18 protein-coding genes are annotated in these 15,209 nt (G+C 62.6%); 8 read left to right on the top strand and 10 right to left on the bottom strand.

Features of this window, described 5'->3' with window-relative positions; all coding sequences use genetic code 11:
- The first annotated feature begins 25 nt into the window (after nucleotides 1-25).
- On the top strand, nucleotides 26-1,072 hold the full coding sequence (locus J7557_RS04760) for a dipeptidase (RefSeq protein ID WP_291417836.1): 1,047 nt from the start codon (nucleotides 26-28) through the stop codon (nucleotides 1,070-1,072).
- A 2-nt stretch (nucleotides 1,073-1,074) separates the two neighbouring features.
- Here J7557_RS04760 and J7557_RS04755 read toward each other — a convergent pair whose 3' ends face one another.
- The 9 genes from J7557_RS04755 to J7557_RS04715 form a co-directional block, all read right to left on the bottom strand.
- Nucleotides 1,075-1,803 (bottom strand): polysaccharide deacetylase family protein, encoded by a 729-nt coding sequence (locus J7557_RS04755; protein WP_291417834.1) that lies wholly within the window; start codon nucleotides 1,801-1,803, stop codon nucleotides 1,075-1,077.
- A gap of 28 nt (nucleotides 1,804-1,831) precedes the next feature.
- Nucleotides 1,832-4,462: a type I DNA topoisomerase gene (gene topA, locus J7557_RS04750; protein ID WP_291417832.1), complete on the bottom strand. Its 2,631-nt coding sequence runs from the start codon at nucleotides 4,460-4,462 to the stop codon at nucleotides 1,832-1,834.
- 83 nt (nucleotides 4,463-4,545) lie between these two features.
- Nucleotides 4,546-5,670 carry a DNA-processing protein DprA gene (gene dprA / locus J7557_RS04745; RefSeq protein ID WP_291417830.1) on the bottom strand — a complete coding sequence of 375 codons (1,125 nt, stop codon included), beginning with the start codon at nucleotides 5,668-5,670 and terminating at the stop codon, nucleotides 4,546-4,548.
- 2 nt (nucleotides 5,671-5,672) lie between these two features.
- Nucleotides 5,673-6,284, bottom strand: coding sequence for a glycerol-3-phosphate 1-O-acyltransferase PlsY (gene plsY / locus J7557_RS04740; RefSeq protein ID WP_291417828.1), 612 nt, complete (start codon nucleotides 6,282-6,284; stop codon nucleotides 5,673-5,675).
- Between the two features lie 323 nt (nucleotides 6,285-6,607).
- A complete protein-coding gene (locus J7557_RS04735) occupies nucleotides 6,608-7,108 on the bottom strand; it encodes a DUF1993 family protein (RefSeq protein ID WP_291417826.1) in 501 nt (166 codons plus the stop codon).
- A 249-nt stretch (nucleotides 7,109-7,357) separates the two neighbouring features.
- Nucleotides 7,358-8,686 carry a dihydroorotase gene (gene pyrC / locus J7557_RS04730; protein ID WP_291417824.1) on the bottom strand — a complete coding sequence of 443 codons (1,329 nt, stop codon included), beginning with the start codon at nucleotides 8,684-8,686 and terminating at the stop codon, nucleotides 7,358-7,360.
- Nucleotides 8,683-9,648: an aspartate carbamoyltransferase catalytic subunit gene (locus J7557_RS04725; RefSeq protein WP_291417822.1), complete on the bottom strand. Its 966-nt coding sequence runs from the start codon at nucleotides 9,646-9,648 to the stop codon at nucleotides 8,683-8,685. The genes pyrC and J7557_RS04725 overlap by 4 nt, the downstream gene beginning before the upstream one ends.
- Nucleotides 9,649-9,762: 114 nt before the next feature.
- Nucleotides 9,763-10,158, bottom strand: a complete 396-nt coding sequence (locus J7557_RS04720; protein ID WP_291418300.1) for a DUF4345 domain-containing protein — start codon at nucleotides 10,156-10,158, stop codon at nucleotides 9,763-9,765.
- The gene (locus tag J7557_RS04715) at nucleotides 10,158-10,988 is read right to left on the bottom strand and encodes an NAD(P)H-binding protein (protein ID WP_291417820.1); all 831 of its coding nucleotides are present in this window, start codon (nucleotides 10,986-10,988) and stop codon (nucleotides 10,158-10,160) included. Before J7557_RS04715 ends, J7557_RS04720 begins: the two co-directional genes overlap by 1 nt.
- An 81-nt stretch (nucleotides 10,989-11,069) precedes the next feature.
- Here J7557_RS04715 and J7557_RS04710 point away from each other — a divergent pair, with 81 nt between their 5' ends.
- Nucleotides 11,070-12,047, top strand: a complete 978-nt coding sequence (locus tag J7557_RS04710; protein WP_291417818.1) for an AraC family transcriptional regulator — start codon at nucleotides 11,070-11,072, stop codon at nucleotides 12,045-12,047.
- On the opposite strand, the gene ruvX is transcribed toward J7557_RS04710, so the two are convergent.
- Nucleotides 12,036-12,482, bottom strand: a complete 447-nt coding sequence (gene ruvX, locus J7557_RS04705) for a Holliday junction resolvase RuvX (RefSeq protein ID WP_291417816.1) — start codon at nucleotides 12,480-12,482, stop codon at nucleotides 12,036-12,038. The genes J7557_RS04710 and ruvX overlap by 12 nt on opposite strands.
- A 165-nt stretch (nucleotides 12,483-12,647) precedes the next feature.
- On the opposite strand from ruvX, the gene J7557_RS04700 reads away from it, so the two are divergent.
- The 6 genes from J7557_RS04700 (at nucleotide 12,648) to J7557_RS04675 (ending at nucleotide 15,187) form a co-directional block, all read left to right on the top strand.
- Entirely contained in the window at nucleotides 12,648-12,875 is a 228-nt protein-coding gene (locus J7557_RS04700; RefSeq protein ID WP_291417814.1) for a DUF4160 domain-containing protein, read from the top strand.
- A complete protein-coding gene (locus tag J7557_RS04695) occupies nucleotides 12,868-13,329 on the top strand; it encodes a DUF2442 domain-containing protein (protein ID WP_291417813.1) in 462 nt (153 codons plus the stop codon). Before J7557_RS04700 ends, J7557_RS04695 begins: the two co-directional genes overlap by 8 nt.
- A 12-nt stretch (nucleotides 13,330-13,341) precedes the next feature.
- Nucleotides 13,342-13,863, top strand: coding sequence for a hypothetical protein (locus tag J7557_RS04690; RefSeq protein WP_291417811.1), 522 nt, complete (start codon nucleotides 13,342-13,344; stop codon nucleotides 13,861-13,863).
- A gap of 87 nt (nucleotides 13,864-13,950) precedes the next feature.
- Nucleotides 13,951-14,238, top strand: coding sequence for an Asp-tRNA(Asn)/Glu-tRNA(Gln) amidotransferase subunit GatC (gatC, locus tag J7557_RS04685; RefSeq protein WP_291417809.1), 288 nt, complete (start codon nucleotides 13,951-13,953; stop codon nucleotides 14,236-14,238).
- A gap of 2 nt (nucleotides 14,239-14,240) precedes the next feature.
- Nucleotides 14,241-14,723 (top strand): GNAT family N-acetyltransferase, encoded by a 483-nt coding sequence (locus tag J7557_RS04680; RefSeq protein WP_291417807.1) that lies wholly within the window; start codon nucleotides 14,241-14,243, stop codon nucleotides 14,721-14,723.
- On the top strand, nucleotides 14,720-15,187 hold the full coding sequence (locus tag J7557_RS04675; protein WP_291417805.1) for a hypothetical protein: 468 nt from the start codon (nucleotides 14,720-14,722) through the stop codon (nucleotides 15,185-15,187). The genes J7557_RS04680 and J7557_RS04675 overlap by 4 nt, the downstream gene beginning before the upstream one ends.
- The last annotated feature ends 22 nt before the right edge of the window (nucleotides 15,188-15,209 follow it).

Raw genomic sequence — 15,209 nt, 5'->3', positions numbered from 1 at the left:
AGCTCCTTCAACCCAAGGCGATTCCATGACCATACCTTTCTTCGACGGACACAATGACACGCTGCTGCGACTGCTGGATGATCCGCGGACGAACAAGGTGGAATTGTTCACGAACGGCATGGCGGAGGCGCAGATCGATCTGCCGCGGGCCAGGGAGGCCGGGATGGCCGGCGGGTTCTTCGCGATGTTCCCGCCGCCGCTGAGGACAAATTTGACCGCCGTGGCGGCGAGTCCGACGACATCGGGCGGACAATTGCCGCCGGAGCTGGATATTGCCGAGGCGCAGCGTTCGACCAATGCCATGGCGGCGCTGATGTTCCGGCTGGAAAAGGCTGGGGCGCTGGCCGTGTGTCGGAGCGAGGCGGAACTGCGGGCGGCGATTGCGGTCGGAAAGCTGGCGGCGATCTATCACCATGAGGGTGCCGAGGCGATCGACACCGATTTCAATGCGCTCGAAGTGCTTTATGCGGCGGGGTTCCGCTCGCTGGGGATCACCTGGAGCCGGGCCAATGCGTTCGGGACGGGCGTGCCGTTCAAGCACAATGCCGATCCCGATATCGGGCCGGGGCTGAGCGATGCGGGCAAGGAATTGGTGCGGGTGTGTGACCGGATGGGGATCATGATTGATCTCAGCCATCTCAATGCCGCAGGGTTCCGCGATGTGGCTGATATTTCGACCAAGCCGCTGGTGGCGACGCATTCCAATGTTTTTGCGATTTGTCCTTCCACCCGAAACCTGACCGACTGGCAGCTGGCGGCGATCCGCGAGAGCAGGGGTGTCGTTGGGCTCAACTATGCGACGGGGTTTTTGCGGCCCGACGGCAAGATGGAGCCGGACATGGAGATTGAACTGATGGTTCGCCATGTCGACGCGCTGGTGGAAGCGCTGGGCGAGGACGGTGTGGCGCTGGGGAGCGATTTTGACGGGGCGGTGATGCCAGCGCCGATCAAGGACGTCACCGGCGTGCCAAAACTGCTGCAGGCGCTGCTGGACAAGGGTTATGGCGAAACGTTGGTGCGCAAGATTGCGCTCGAGAACTGGCTGAGCCTTGTCGGCCGGACGATGGGCTGAGTTTAGGGCATCTGGTCGAGGCGCAGGAAGATGTAGCCGTTCTGCTTGAGAGTGAGCAGGCCGGCGGCTATGCCTTCGCCGGCGGGGCGGCTGGGCTGGTTGATATGGGCGATGATGACATCGCCGTCTTGCGCGCCTTCGATGCGGGATTGGGCCACTTTGGCTGTGGCGCTCGCCCCGAAATCGGCATTGAGGGAAAAACCGGCGACCCGATAGCCGAGCTTGTTGATCTCATCCATCGCATCGGGCGTGTAGAGCGCCGTGGCACCGCGGAACCAGGTGGGCTGGCGGCCAAAACCGGCCAGGATCGCCTCGCCGCCGCCGAGTACCTCGTCGTCCACAGCCGCCAGCGTGCCGGCGGGCGTGATGCCATAGGGCTTTTCGCTGCCGATAACGGCGGGCACGTGATTGCGGCCATGATCCTCGATTTCGAAGAGGTCTGGATGGGCAGCGAGAATGGCTGCTGTCTCGGCATTTCCGCTCATCCAGCGGGCGGTGACGAACAGGGTCGCCGGGATATGCTCGCGCACCAGGACATCGAGAATGCGGTGGTCGACGCCGCCCATGCAGGCATCGAGCGTGACGGCGACGCGTGGCGCGCCGATGCCCGGCGCAAAGCTCAAAGCTGGTTCGAGAAGATCATTGGCATGGGCCGCGGACGTGAGGGCCAGGGCAAAGGCAAGGCTAGAGAGCAGGCGGCGCACGGTAAAATCTCCGGAACGCGCGGACAATGGCGGTTCCGGAGATTTCAGGCAAGCCTCAGAACGGAGGATCTTCTTCGGTCGTTGCGGCGACTTTTTTCTTGGCCGGCGCCTTCTTGGCGGCCGGCTTCTTTTCAGCCGTAGCCTTGGCGGCGGGCTTTTTGGCAGCGGCTTTCTTGGCCGGAGCCTTTTTCACCTTCGTGCCGGTGGCGGCCGCGCGTGCAGTGATCCACTCGATGGCCTGTTCGACGGTGACGTCCTCGGGCTTTACGTCCTTGGGGATGGTCGCATTGACCTTGCCCTGGTTGACATATGGCCCATAGCGGCCGGCGCGGACGGTGATCTGGCCGTTGTCGTGCTCAAAGGTCTGGATGGCCGCGACCGCTGCGCCGCCGCCGCGCTTGAAGCCGCCAGCGGCCTTTTGGGCGAGGAGGTCGACGGCGCGGTTGAGGCCGACGGTAAAGACTTCTTCGACATCAGGCAGGTTGGCATATTTGCCATCGTGCAGGATGAAGGGGCCATAGCGACCTAGGCCGGCGGAGATGGGTAGGCCGGATTCGGGGTGGAGGCCGACTTCGCGTGGGAGCGAGAGGAGCTGAAGCGCTTTTTCGAGCGTCAGCGAGCCCGGTTCCCAGCCCTTGGGGAGCGACGAGCGCTTGGGCTCCTTGCCTTCCCCGAGCTGGACATAGGGGCCGAAGCGGCCCGATTTCAGGTGCACTTCTTCGCCCGATTCCGGATCGGTACCGAGGACGCCGTCACCCTGAGCTGCTTCCGAGGACTGACCGGAGGCCGCGTCGGAGAGCTGCATGGTGTGCTTACACTCGGGATAGTTCGAGCAACCGATGAAGGCGCCGAATTTACCGAGCTTCAGCGACAGCGTGCCGGTGCCGCAGGTGGGGCAGCGGCGCGGGTCGGAGCCGTCTTCCTTGGGCGGAAAAATGCGGCTCGCGAGAAGATCGTTGAGCGCGTCCAGAACTTCGGAAACGCGGAGATCCTTGATCTCCTCAACATTGCCCGTGAAATCCTTCCAGAACTCGCGCAGCACTTCCTTGTAGTCGAGCTTGCCGTCGGAGATTTCGTCGAGTTTTTCCTCAAGGCCGGCGGTGAAACCGTATTCGACATAGCGGGTGAAGAAGCTTTCGAGGAAGGCGGTGACGATGCGGCCGCGATCTTCCGGGTGCAGTGCCTTGCCCTCGAGGCGGACGTAGTCGCGGTCCTTGAGGGTGGAGAGCGTTGCCGCATAGGTGGAAGGACGGCCGATGCCGAGCTCTTCCATCTTCTTGATCAGGCTGGCTTCGGTATAGCGGCTCGGCGGCTGGGTGAAGTGCTGCTCGATGTCGACCTTTTCGAGGCTCGGCTTGTCACCGACTTTGAGCGGGGGCAGTTCGCGGCTGTCTTCGTCTTCCGTGTCCTCGTCGGATTTGACCTCGACGCCATAGAGCTTGAGGAAGCCCGGGAAGGTGACGACGGAGCCGACGGCGCGCAGCTCGACCGAGCGACCGGGCACGTTGACGGCGATGTCGACCGTGGTGCGATCAATCTCGGCCGACTTCATTTGGCTTGCAAGGGTGCGGCGCCAGATCAGGCCGTAGAGTTTTGCCTGATCGGCATCAAGGCTGAGCTGCTCGGGGCGCTTAAACATATCCGTCGGGCGGATCGCTTCGTGCGCTTCCTGGGCGTTCTTGGCCTTGGACTGATATATACGCGCTTTTTCCGGCAGATATTCGTCGCCGTAATATTTGCCGATCACCGAGCGGGCCATGGCGATGCCCTCAGGCGCCATCTGCACGGCGTCGGTACGCATATAGGTGATGAGACCGTCTTCGTAGAGACGCTGGGCGATCTGCATGGTGCGGGACGGCGAGAGGCCGAGGCGCGAGGAGGCGTCCTGCTGTAGCGACGAGGTGGTGAAGGGCGCATAGGGATTGCGCTTGGTCGGCTTCTTTTCGACGTTGGAGACGTTGAACTGGCCGGCTTCGATGAGTTTTTTCAGGGCGGCGGCGTCTTCGCCGGTCTTGATGTCGAGCTTGTCGGTCTTTTTGCCATCGACGGAGAACAGGCGGGCGATGAAGCCTTTGCCGTTCTGGGAGAGCGAGGCTTCGACGGACCAATATTCCTCGGCCTTGAACTTTTCGATCTCGGCTTCGCGGTCGGAAACGAGGCGCAGGGCTACGGACTGCACGCGGCCGGCGGAGCGGGAGCCTGGCAGCTTGCGCCAGAGGATCGGGGAAAGGGTAAAGCCGACGAGATAGTCGAGAGCGCGGCGGGCGAGATAGGCGTCCACTAGTGGCATATCGACATCGCGCGGATGCGCCATGGCCGTGGTCACGGCGTCCTTGGTGATGGCGTTGAAGACGACGCGCTGCACGGGCGTGTCCTTTTTCAGCGCCTTCTTTTGGCGGAGCACGTCGAGGATGTGCCAGGAAATGGCCTCGCCTTCGCGATCAGGGTCGGTTGCGAGAATTAGGCCGTCAGCACCCTTGAGGGCATTGGCAATGTCGGCAACGCGCTTCTTGGAGGCGGTGTCGACCTCCCAGGACATGGCAAAATCTTCGTCGGGACGGACCGAACCGTCCTTGGCGGGCAGATCACGGATATGGCCGAAGCTGGCCAGGACTTCATAGCCCGAGCCCAAATACTTGTTGATTGTCTTGGCTTTAGCCGGACTTTCAACGACGACGACCTTCATGGAGTACCCGTTCCGCAACGCTGTAACTGAGAGCGCGCAACATGGTGAACCGAGGGGGCGGTGTCAACGGGGACTGTTTTTGTTCACGCGCCGCGCAGTGCGACAAGCTGTCCGGATGACCATTCGATCTGCCCAGCGAGGTCGAGTTCGAGGAGGAGAATCTGCATGGCTTGGGGCGTGATCGTCGTTTGTGCCAGCAGTTCTTCGATGTCGGTGGGGGTTGTGGAGAGGGCGGTAAGAAGGCGCGAGCGCTCGTCGGCGCCGGGCGGGCTATCGGGCAGAGCGTCGAGGTCGGGCTGCCATTCGGTTTCGAACAGCATGTTTCGCTTGGGATCGGCTGATCCGATGCTGTCGATGATGTCGGCGGCGGAGGTGATAAGTTTCGCGCCTTGCTGGATAAGGGCATTGCCGCCTTCGGCGCGTGGATCGAGCGGGGAGCCAGGGACGGCGAAGACGTCGCGGTTTTGTTCGAGAGCGAGGCGGGCGGTGATGAGGGAGCCGGAGCGCTTAGCGGCCTCGACGACTACGGTGCCGAGGGAGAGACCGGATACGATACGGTTACGCCTTGGGAAGTCGCGAGCGCGCGGTTCCCAGCCGAGCGGCATTTCGGTGACGAGGGCGCCGCCATAGCCGAGGATTTCATTGGCGAGGGGAATGTTCTCGTCGGGATAGATACAATCGAGGCCGCCGGCCAGGACCGCGATGGTGCCGGTTGTGAGGCTGGCGCGGTGGGCTGCCGTGTCGATGCCGCGGGCAAGGCCGGACACAACGACATAGCCGGCTTCACCGAGATCGGTCGTGAGAAGCCGCGTCATCTTGGCGCCGGCAGCGGAGGCATTGCGGGCGCCGACAATGGCGACGGTGCGGTGCCAGTCGAGGTTTTGGCCGCCGGCAATGGTGACGATGGGGGGAGCCGCGGGGATATGGATCAGGTGCGGTGGGTAATCGGCTTCACCCGTGGCGACCACACGGGCGCCAAGGCGGTCGAGCGCGGCTATTTCGTCCTCGGCCTCGGTGGGGGAGGTTAGCCGGAAGGGACGGCCTGCGCCACGCATGAGGGCGGGCAGGGCGTCGAGAGAGGCGTCGACGGACCCGAAGCGATTGACGAGCTGGCGGAAGGTGACGGAGCCTACATTGTCGCTGCGCACGAGACGCAGCCAGGCGATGCGTTGGGCCGGCGTGAGTTTTGGCATCACGCTGGCCCGCATGGTCAGCTCGCCTTCTTGTCGCCGCCGATGGTCGACTCGGTGCCAGCGAGAAGCCGGGCGATGTTTTCGCGGTGCTGGAAGAAGAGGAGGAGCGCGAGGCCGAGAACTGTCAGAGTGAGGCCGGTGCTGCCAACAACGACATAGGCGAAGATCGGCGCGGTGGCGGCGGCAGTGAGCGCGGCGAGCGACGAGATTTTTCTCGTATAGGCGATGAGCAGCCACACGGCGCAGAAGATGAGGCCGACGGGCCAGGCGAGGGAGAGGAGCGAGCCGATCATGACGGCAACGCCCTTGCCGCCTTTGAAGCCGAGCCAGACGGGGAAGCAATGGCCGAGGAAGGCGCCGACGGCGGCCAGCATGGCGGCGTCTTCGCCCCAGAAATAGCGGACGACGAGAACGGGGATGGCGGCCTTGAGGGCGTCGAGGACCAAGGTTGCGGCGGCGACCTTGCGATTGCCGGTACGCAGCACATTGGTGGCGCCGATATTGCCCGAGCCGATCTTGCGGATATCGCCGAGGCCGGCGGCCTGGGTGAGGATCAGGCCGAAGGGAATGGAGCCGGCGAGATAGCCGAGGAAGAGCGCCAGAATGAGCGGCAGGATATCGATCGGCATGGTTTCTCCCTTATTACCGGAAGGAGTAGCGCTGGGGCGGGGATGGGGCAAGAGGCTCCGAGCCGTGAAAATCGCTCCGGTGGAGCGATTTTAGGCGAGGAGGCCATGAGAGATATGCTCGAATGGCGGTTAGAGAAATTGCGGGGTTGCACTTCTCCCCTTGAGGGAGAAGGTGCCCGAAGGGCGGATGAGGGGTACCGCGGGGCCAACAATTCGCTCCTCTGCGGAGGAGAGAATACCCCTCACCCTGGAATTTCTTCTGAACGAAGAAATTCCGGTCCCTCTCCCTCAAGGGGCGAGGGGAAGTTTGGTGCGTGTGGTTGTCAGCCCAGATAATCCCGCTTGCCGATCGGCACGCCCTTGTGACGGAGGATGTCGTAGGCGGTGGTGACGTGGAAATAGAAGTTCGGGAGGCCGCGGTTGAGGAGGTAGGTCTCGCCGGTCAGCTCGGTATCCTGGCCGCCGATCTTGATGGTGACGGTGCGGTCGTCGGAGCCGACGAATTCTTCGGGGGTGAAGGTCGCGAGATAATCGATGCCCTTCTGCAGGCGCGCCTTGAGGTCGGCGAAGGTGACTTCATCGTCAGCCCAGCTCGGCAGCGGCTTTTGGGCAAGGCGCGAGGAGACGCCCTTGGCGCCGTCGGTGGCGATCTGCACCTGGCCGCTGAGCGGGATCATATCGGGCGCGAGGCGGGTTTCGACGAAGGTCTGTAGGTCGATATTGTGCTCGGCCGCATAAGCCTCGGCCTTTTCGAATACGGCCAGCAGGTTTTTGAGCATGCGCGAGAAGACCGGCACCGAGGCCGAATACATGGACAGCGTCATTTATTGCACCATTGGGTGGGGGAACGAATGGTCTGGTAGGCCCCGAGACTTCCTTCTCCCCTTGTGGGAGAAGGTGCCCGAAGGATCACCGAATTCGCTTCTGCGAATTCGGTTGGGATGAGGGGTATCCTTCCGCAGCCCATACTTGGAGCCTTTTGCGGAGGAGAGAATACCCCTCACCCTGAAATTTCTTCTGGACGAAGAAATTTCTGTCCCTCTCCCACAAGGGGCGAGGGAAGTTTATGGCTCTCAGTCCTTATGCAAAAATACCGTCTCGCCGCCGACGATGGTGCGCATGACCTTGCCGGCGAGGCGGGCATTTTCGAAGCTGGTATTGCGGGAACGCGAACGAAGCTCGTTCTCGCTGACCTGCCAGGGATAATCGAGATCGACGAGGATCAGGTCGGCCGGCGCGCCCTTGGCGATACGGCCGGCTTCGAGGCCGAGGATTTCGGCGGGGCGGCTGGTCATTGCTTTCAGGACCGTGAGCAGCGGCACTTCATCCGAATGGACGAGGCGGAGTGCGGCGGCGAGCAGGGTTTCAAGGCCGATGGCGCCGGTGGAGGCTTCGGCGAAGGGCTGGCGCTTGACTTCACTGTCCTGCGGATCGTGGTCGGAGTGGATCGTGTCGATGACGCCCAAGCGCAAGCCTTCGATGACGGCGCGGCGATCATCTTCCGAGCGCAGCGGGGTGCCGAGCTTGAAATAGGTCCGGTAGCGGCCAATGTCGTTTTCATTCAGGCAGAGATTGTTGATCGAGATGCCAGCGGTAATGCGCGTGCCCGGATCGGTCTCGGAGGCCAGCTTGTCGCGGACAACCCACCTTTTAGCTTCACGAATGAGTTCGACACTACGCTGAGTGGAAATCTGAGCGGCGTGGTAACGGACGCCCGTGAGAGCGGCGAGTTGCAGGTCGCGCGAGAGCGGGATGGTCTCGGCTTCTCTGGCAATACCCTTCAGTCCCAGCACGGTGGCGAAGAGGCCGTCGTTCATGACGCCTTCGCCGGCAAGGCTGGTGTCCACCGTGTGGTGGACAATGGTCATGTCAAAGTTGGCGGCATAGGACATGGCCGTGCGCAAAAGCGCGGTGGACTGGATGGAATTGCGGCCATCGGAGAGGCAGACGGCGCCCGCCTCGCGCATGAGGCCGAATTCGGTGAGGTCCTTGCCGGCAAGGCCTTTGGTGATGCCGGCGGCGGGGAGGACGTTGACCTTCGAGGTGGCCTTGGCGCGGCGGACGAGGAAATCCACCACGGCGCCGTCGTCTACAGCCGGCATGGTGTCGGGCATCATGACGAACGAGGTGACGCCACCGGCAGCGGCGGCTTCGCCGGCTGAGGCGAGGGTTTCGCGATATTCCCAGCCGGGCTCGCCGGTGAAGACGCGCATGTCGATGAGGCCGGGGGCGAGGACGAGGCCATTGGCGTTGATGACCTCGGCGCCATCGGGCACGCCGACGGGACCATCTAGGGCGAGATCGGCAATGCGGCCGTTTTCGATGAGCACGGTGCCGCGCTGGTCGGTACCCGAGGCGGGGTCTACGATGCGGGCATTTTCAATGAGCAGGGGTTTTGTCATGCCTGATCTCCCGAGAGCAGCGCGTCGAGGACGGCCATGCGGACGGCAACGCCCATTTCGACCTGGTCGGTGATGACCGAGCGGGAGCCATCGGCGATGGCGGGATCGATCTCGACGCCGCGGTTCATGGGGCCGGGGTGCATGACGATGGCGTCGGGATTGGCGAAGGCGAGCTTTTCGGCGTCGAGGCCGTAGAAGCGATAGTATTCGCGGACCGAGGGGATCATTTTGCCGCTGGCGCGCTCGTGCTGCAGGCGCAGCATCATCACGACATCGACGCCCTTGAGGCCTTCTTCCATGTCGGTGAAGACTTCCGTCGCGAGGTGTTCGATGCCGGGAGGAAGCAGGTTGCGCGGGGCGATGACGCGGGTGCGGACGTGGAGCGCGCCGAGCAGCAGCAGATTGGAGCGGGCCACGCGGGAATTGGCGATGTCGCCGCAGATGGCAACCGTCAAGCCGGAGATGCGGCCCTTGTGGCGGCGGATGGTCAGCGCGTCGAGGAGGGCCTGGGTCGGGTGCTCATGGGCGCCGTCGCCGGCATTAATGACTGAGCAGCCGACCTTTTGGGAGAGAAGTTCCACCGCGCCGGCGGCGCCGTGGCGGACCACCAGCACGTCGGGGCGCATGGCATTGAGCGTGGCGGCGGTATCGACGAGGGTTTCGCCCTTGGAGACCGACGAGGTTTTGACCGACATGTTGACGACGAGGGCGCCGAGGCGTTTGCCGGCGATCTCGAAAGAGGACTGGGTCCGGGTGGACGGCTCGAAGAAAAGATTGATCTGGGTTTTGCCGGAAAGTGTGGGGAGCGATTTGCGCTCCTGCCTGCTTACCGGGACCATGCGCTCGGCGCGGTCTAGCAGGTCAATTATTTCGTGCTGTTTGAGATCAGCAATGGAAATGAGGTGTCGTTGGCGGAACGGGGGGAAGTCGCCGGAGGAGGTGCTGGCGGGCGTGTCGGCCATGCTCGGATCCCTTCAGATTTGCTGCGGTCTATCCGAGGGGGGCGACACGTTCAACCCATGATTGGGTTTTCAACGGATGTTGGGGGCGCCGGCCAGTGGTCGGCGCCGAGGTTTTCAGGCCGCGATGGTGCGACGCTGGATGAGCAGCAGCGCGGCCGCGGCGAGGCCGAGGGCGAGTTCTAAGGCACCGGCGGCGAAGAGGCCACTGGAGGGAATACCGTCGAGGGCCAGAGACAGCGTGCGGGCGGTGGCGTAGCCGAGGTAGAAGACCGCAGCGGCCCAAAGGGCAAGATTGCGCCATTGGGGCGAGATGACGCCATAGGCGAAGAAGAGGCCGATGGTGGTCAGCAAGACGCCGGGGGAGCGGAGTTCGCTCGCGAGGCTTGGGGACAGCGTCGGGTCGATGCCATAACTGCCGTAGAAGGCCACCGGCATGCTGAGCATGCCAAGGCCGACTAAGAGCGCCGTGAGGGCGGCGAGGGCGAGATAGGCTTGCGCGAGGCGGAGCATCACGCGGCCTTGCGCCAGGCGCCGCGGGCGGCTGCGGCTTTCACATAGTCGGAGAAATCGCGCGGGGGGCGGCCGAGGGCGCGCTGCACGCCATCGTCGAGGCGTTCGTTGCGGCCGTCGAAAACTTCGGCGCAGAGATTGGTCATGAGATCGGCGATCTCCGGGCCGACAGCGGGGAGCAGGGCGGCGTGGAAGGTGGGGCCGTCGATGGGGACATAGCTCACCGGGAGACCGCTGGCCGCGGCGATCTCGGCAGCGGCGTCGGCAAAAGTAAGAAGGCGGAGGCCTGTGACTTCGTAGGTTTCGCCATTGTGCTTGTCGTCGAGGAGGGCGGCTACGGCGACTTCGGCGATGTCGTCGACATCGATAAAGGGTTCCACGCGGTTGCCCGCGGGCAGGGCGATGACACCGTCGAGGATGGACGAGTGGAAAAAGCCTTCGTCAAAATTCTGGTTGAACCAGCTGGCGCGGACGATGGTGAAATCGAGACCGCTCTGGCGGATTTTTTCCTCGGACAGTTCGGCGCCGTATTCGCCGCGGCCGGAAAGGAGGACGAGCTTTTTGAGGCCTGCGGATTTTGCCACGTCGGCGAAGCGGCGGATGTTCTCCTGGGCTTCGGCGGCGGCGAGATCGGGGACATAGGTGATGTAGGCGCTCTTCATGCCCTCAAGGGCCGGTGCCCAGGTTTCGGGCTTTTCCCAATCGAAGGCGGGCTCGGAGCGGCGCGAGACGGCGCGGTGGGGATGGCCCAGGGCGGCGAGCCGTGAGGCGACGCGGGCGCCGGTCTTGCCGGTGGCGCCGATGACGAGAATGGGGTTGTCGGTTGTCATGGTGAAAAAGTCTCCTCTTGATGACAGGGGAGATTTTGGGGCGGTGGGTGGGACTATCAATCACGTGAAGTCCGCACTATTTTGCAGATCGTCCAAACCGACGGTGTTGCCATGGATTGCTTTCAGCCTGTGCCGCTTTCCGATCCACTGGGCGAGGTGCTGCATATGTTGCGTCTCACCGGGACGCTTTATTGCCGGGCGACCATGACGGCGCCCTGGGGCATGGATATGCCGCGGCTCATCGAGTCGATGATGTTCGTCATCGTCACCGAGGGGCAGGGTGTTGCCGAGGTGGATGGCGAGGAGATTGTGCTCAAGGCCGGGAGCATGCTGGTGTTGCCGCATGGGCAGGAGTTTCGACTGCTGAGCGGATCGGGCGTCGCGAGTGTGCCGCTGTTTGATCTGCCGGTGGAGAAGATCAGCGAGCGCTATGAGATCATGACGCTGGGCGGTGGTGGCGAGCTGGTGCGGGCCATGGCCGGCGTGGTGCAGTTTGACCATGTGGCGGGGAAGCGGCTGCTTGATCTCTTGCCGCGAAAAATTCTGATCCATGCCTGGGACGAGGCGCTGGATGCCTGGGTGCAGAGCACGCTGGGGCTGATTGCGCGCGAGGCGACGTCGCTGCGGCCGGGCGGGGAAACGGTGATGACCCGCCTAGCGGACATTCTGGTGATCCAGGCTGTTCGCGAATGGCTCGATACGGCGCCCGAAGCGCGGCAGGGATGGCTGGCCGCGCTGCGCGATCCGCAGATTGGTCGGGCGCTGGCACTGATTCATCGGCGGCCGGAGGCGGAGTGGACGCTGGCTGGCCTGGCGAAAGAGGCGGGCATGTCGCGCTCGGGGTTTGCGGCGCGGTTCACCGACCTCGTGGGGCAGCCGGCGATGACCTATCTCGCCCAATGGCGGCTGCATCTGGCGCGGCTGAAACTGGTCGATACAGGGGAGCCGGTGTCGCGCATTGCGAAAGCCAGCGGTTACCAGTCCGAGGCGGCGTTTTCACGGGCGTTCCGAAAACTGTTTGGTGAGGCGCCGGTGACGGTGCGACGCCTAGCGGCGTAGGCGATCGAGGGCGCCCTGCAGGATGTAGCTGGCGGCGAGCTTGTCGACGACTTCGGCGCGACGATCGCGGCGTAGATCGGCTTCGATCATCATGCGGGTCACGGCGGAGGTGGAGAGGCGCTCGTCCCAGAAGGCGATTGGCAGGTCGAGTTTTTGGCTGAGATTGCGCGCAAAGGCGCGGGTCGATTGGACGCGCGGGCCTTCGGTGCCGTCCATGTTGAGCGGCAGGCCGAGGATGAGGGCCACGGCATTGTTTTCGGCGACGAGCTGGATGATGCGCTCCGCGTCCTGGGTAAACTTGGTGCGCTTGATGGTTTCGAGCGGGCTCGCCGAATAGCGCATACCGTCCGACACCGCGACGCCGATGGTTTTGGTGCCGAGGTCGAGGCCGAGGATTTTTCCCGTTGGCGGGATGGCTGCCAATTCGTCAGACATTTTTAAACTCGGCTTGACGGAACAAAAAGAGAACAATACAAGAGAAAGCACTAACTAAAGCGCGTACGTAGTTTCTAAAACACGTAGGTAATTCTGCGGACATACATAGATTTCCGACTGGGATATTGTCGTAGTGCGTGAGGTGCACTATTTTGGGGGCAGAGAATGCCAACGATCTATCGTTTCGGCAATGCGAAGATCACCATGTACGGCAAAGATCATAATCCGCCCCATTTCCATGTCGGCACACCTGACTTTGCCGCAATGATCTCCCTTGAGACGTTCGAAATAATATCAGGGAATTTACCTAGGCAGACATACGAGATGGCCAAGGCCTGGGCGATGGAACATAGCACTGAACTGTGGGCTCTTTGGAATGAACTCAATGGTTAGCAATGACATCGTGGGCACGGGCGTTCCTCTGCCTCGCATCGAGCGTGTTGAGGCGCTCAACGGGCGTTCGCTACGGGTCGCTTGGCAGTCTGGCGAGGTACACGACGTCGACGTGATGCCTGCCTTGCTTAGCCACCGACTGTTTGTCGAATTGCGATCAAATGACGAGTTGTTCGCGACCGCTACCAAGGATGAATATGGCGACGCAGTGGTCTGGTCCGACGGTACTGAATTAGCTGCGACGTGGCTATACGAGCTTGCCGAGCCCGCTGAACTGACAAACGACGAGTTCCGATCTGCCATGGAAAGCCTCCACATGAGCCTGGATGGTATGGCCGTGCGCTTGGGCATTGCCCGAAGGCTTGTTGCTGACTATCGAAAGAACCGACCAATTCCCCGTACGGTGGCTTTGGCAACGCGCCACTTGATGGAGCGGCAACGACACAGCGGATAGTGATCAGAAACTATGAAACTCACCTGGTTCGGAGACGACACGTTTCGCATTCATGCGGCGGGGGCGATTGTGGTTGTCGAGGGTGAGGGGGCTCTGCCGGGGGTGGATCGGGCGGAGCTGGTGAGCGGGGCTGATCTGGTTGTGGCGTTTGCCGAGGCGGTGAGTGGCGCGAAGCGGGATTGGAAGCCCCGGGCGCCGTTGCGGATGCTGGAGGTGGATGAGGCTATGCGTCAGCCGGAGGTGGTTGGGCTGGGGCAGGGGGCGCTGGTGATCGATGCCGATGGGGAGGCGCCGCTGGTGTTGGCGCGGGAGGATTTTGGTACGACTGGGCGCTGGTTGGGACAGGCGGTGGTCGTGCTGATTGGCGAGGGGCTGGCGGAGCGCGGTGGCGAGCTGCTGGAGCGGGCTGCGCCGCGGTTGATTGCGCTGGCTGGGGCCGAGTCGGAGGTGGATGCGGCCTTTGGTGCGCTGCGGGATCGGCTCGATGGGACGGGGCTGATTGCGCTTGAGCGTGGATTGGCTGTGGAAGTCTGATCCCTGCCATAAGGCATTTTCATTGTCTTTTGGGTGCCTGCATTGCTAATGAAGCGGCAAAGAAGGCCTTATTCGCTGGAGTTTGCCATGTCTGTCGACGCCACCACCGTGAAGCGCATCGGGCGCCTTGCCCGTATCCGTATCGAGGAAGAGGAAGTCGCCGGCTATCAGACCGAACTCAATGCCATTCTCGGTTTCGTCGAACAGCTCGGTGAAGTGAATGTCGATGGCGTCGAGCCGATGACCTCGGTGACCCCGATGCAGCTGCGTCGCCGCGATGATGTCGTGACCGATGGCGGCTATCCCGAGAAGATCGTGAAGAATGCGCCGCTTACCGAAGACAATTTCTTCATGGTGCCGAAGGTGGTCGAGTAAAAATGGCGGTCACCATCGCCGTGGAAACACCGCTTCAGGACGATGTACGCGGCCTAGTCGCGCGCCTCAACGACCATCTGCTGCCGCTCTCGCCACTGGAATTCCAGTTCAAGATGACTGTGGAACAGATGGCCGATAGCGACACGACGCTGTTCGTGGCGCGGGATGAGAGCGGCGCCGCGGTGGGTATGGGGGCGCTCAAGGCGCATGGGCCGGAGCTGGGCGAAGTCAAGCGCATGTACACCGTGCCGGAAGTGCGTGGGCAGCGCGTCGGCCGGCAGTTGCTGGAGCGGATCGTCGAGCTGGCGCGCGAGCGGCGGATGCCGGTCGTGATGCTGGAAACAGGCACCGGCGACGGCATGCTCGAGGCCCATCGGCTCTATGAGCGTTACGGATTCGTGGCGCGTGGGCCGTTCCTCGACTATCCCGATAGCGAGTGGTCGGCTTTCTTCGAGTTGCGACTCGACGAGGAGAAAGCCGCATGATCCGTTTTGCCCTTGTTTCCCTGCTTGCCCTGACGGCGCCTGCCTTTGCGCAGGAAGACCTGAAGATCGACCAGACCAAGATCTATGTCAGCGACGCCAAGGCGTGCGGCGTGATCGAGGACAAGGGCATCGACGCTTTCATGGACCTTGACTTCCTGGCCCTGGATTTCTCCAAGGGCATCCAGTCGATGGAGTTTCACTGCAACTTCTTCGACGTCAAAAGCCGGAAAGGCTCGACGCATCTGTTCATTGATGCGATCTGCGAGCTTCCGGGCGAAATTTATCCTGACACTCTGGCCGTAACGCCGTATTCGGAAACCGAGATACAAGTGGCGTCATCCGCGGATATCATGTGGGCTATGAATTTTAAGCCCGAAGACGCGGAATCGGCCGACGCCATAGTGCCCACGGGCACAACCATTTATACGCGCTGCGACAATCTGAGCGAGATTGCCGTTGACTGAACTGACCAAGCTGAGCCTTGCC

It is taken from the genome of Devosia sp., assembly GCF_017744655.1.
Taxonomy (GTDB): domain Bacteria; phylum Pseudomonadota; class Alphaproteobacteria; order Rhizobiales; family Devosiaceae; genus Devosia.
This window is presented reverse-complemented; position numbering and strand designations above follow the sequence as displayed.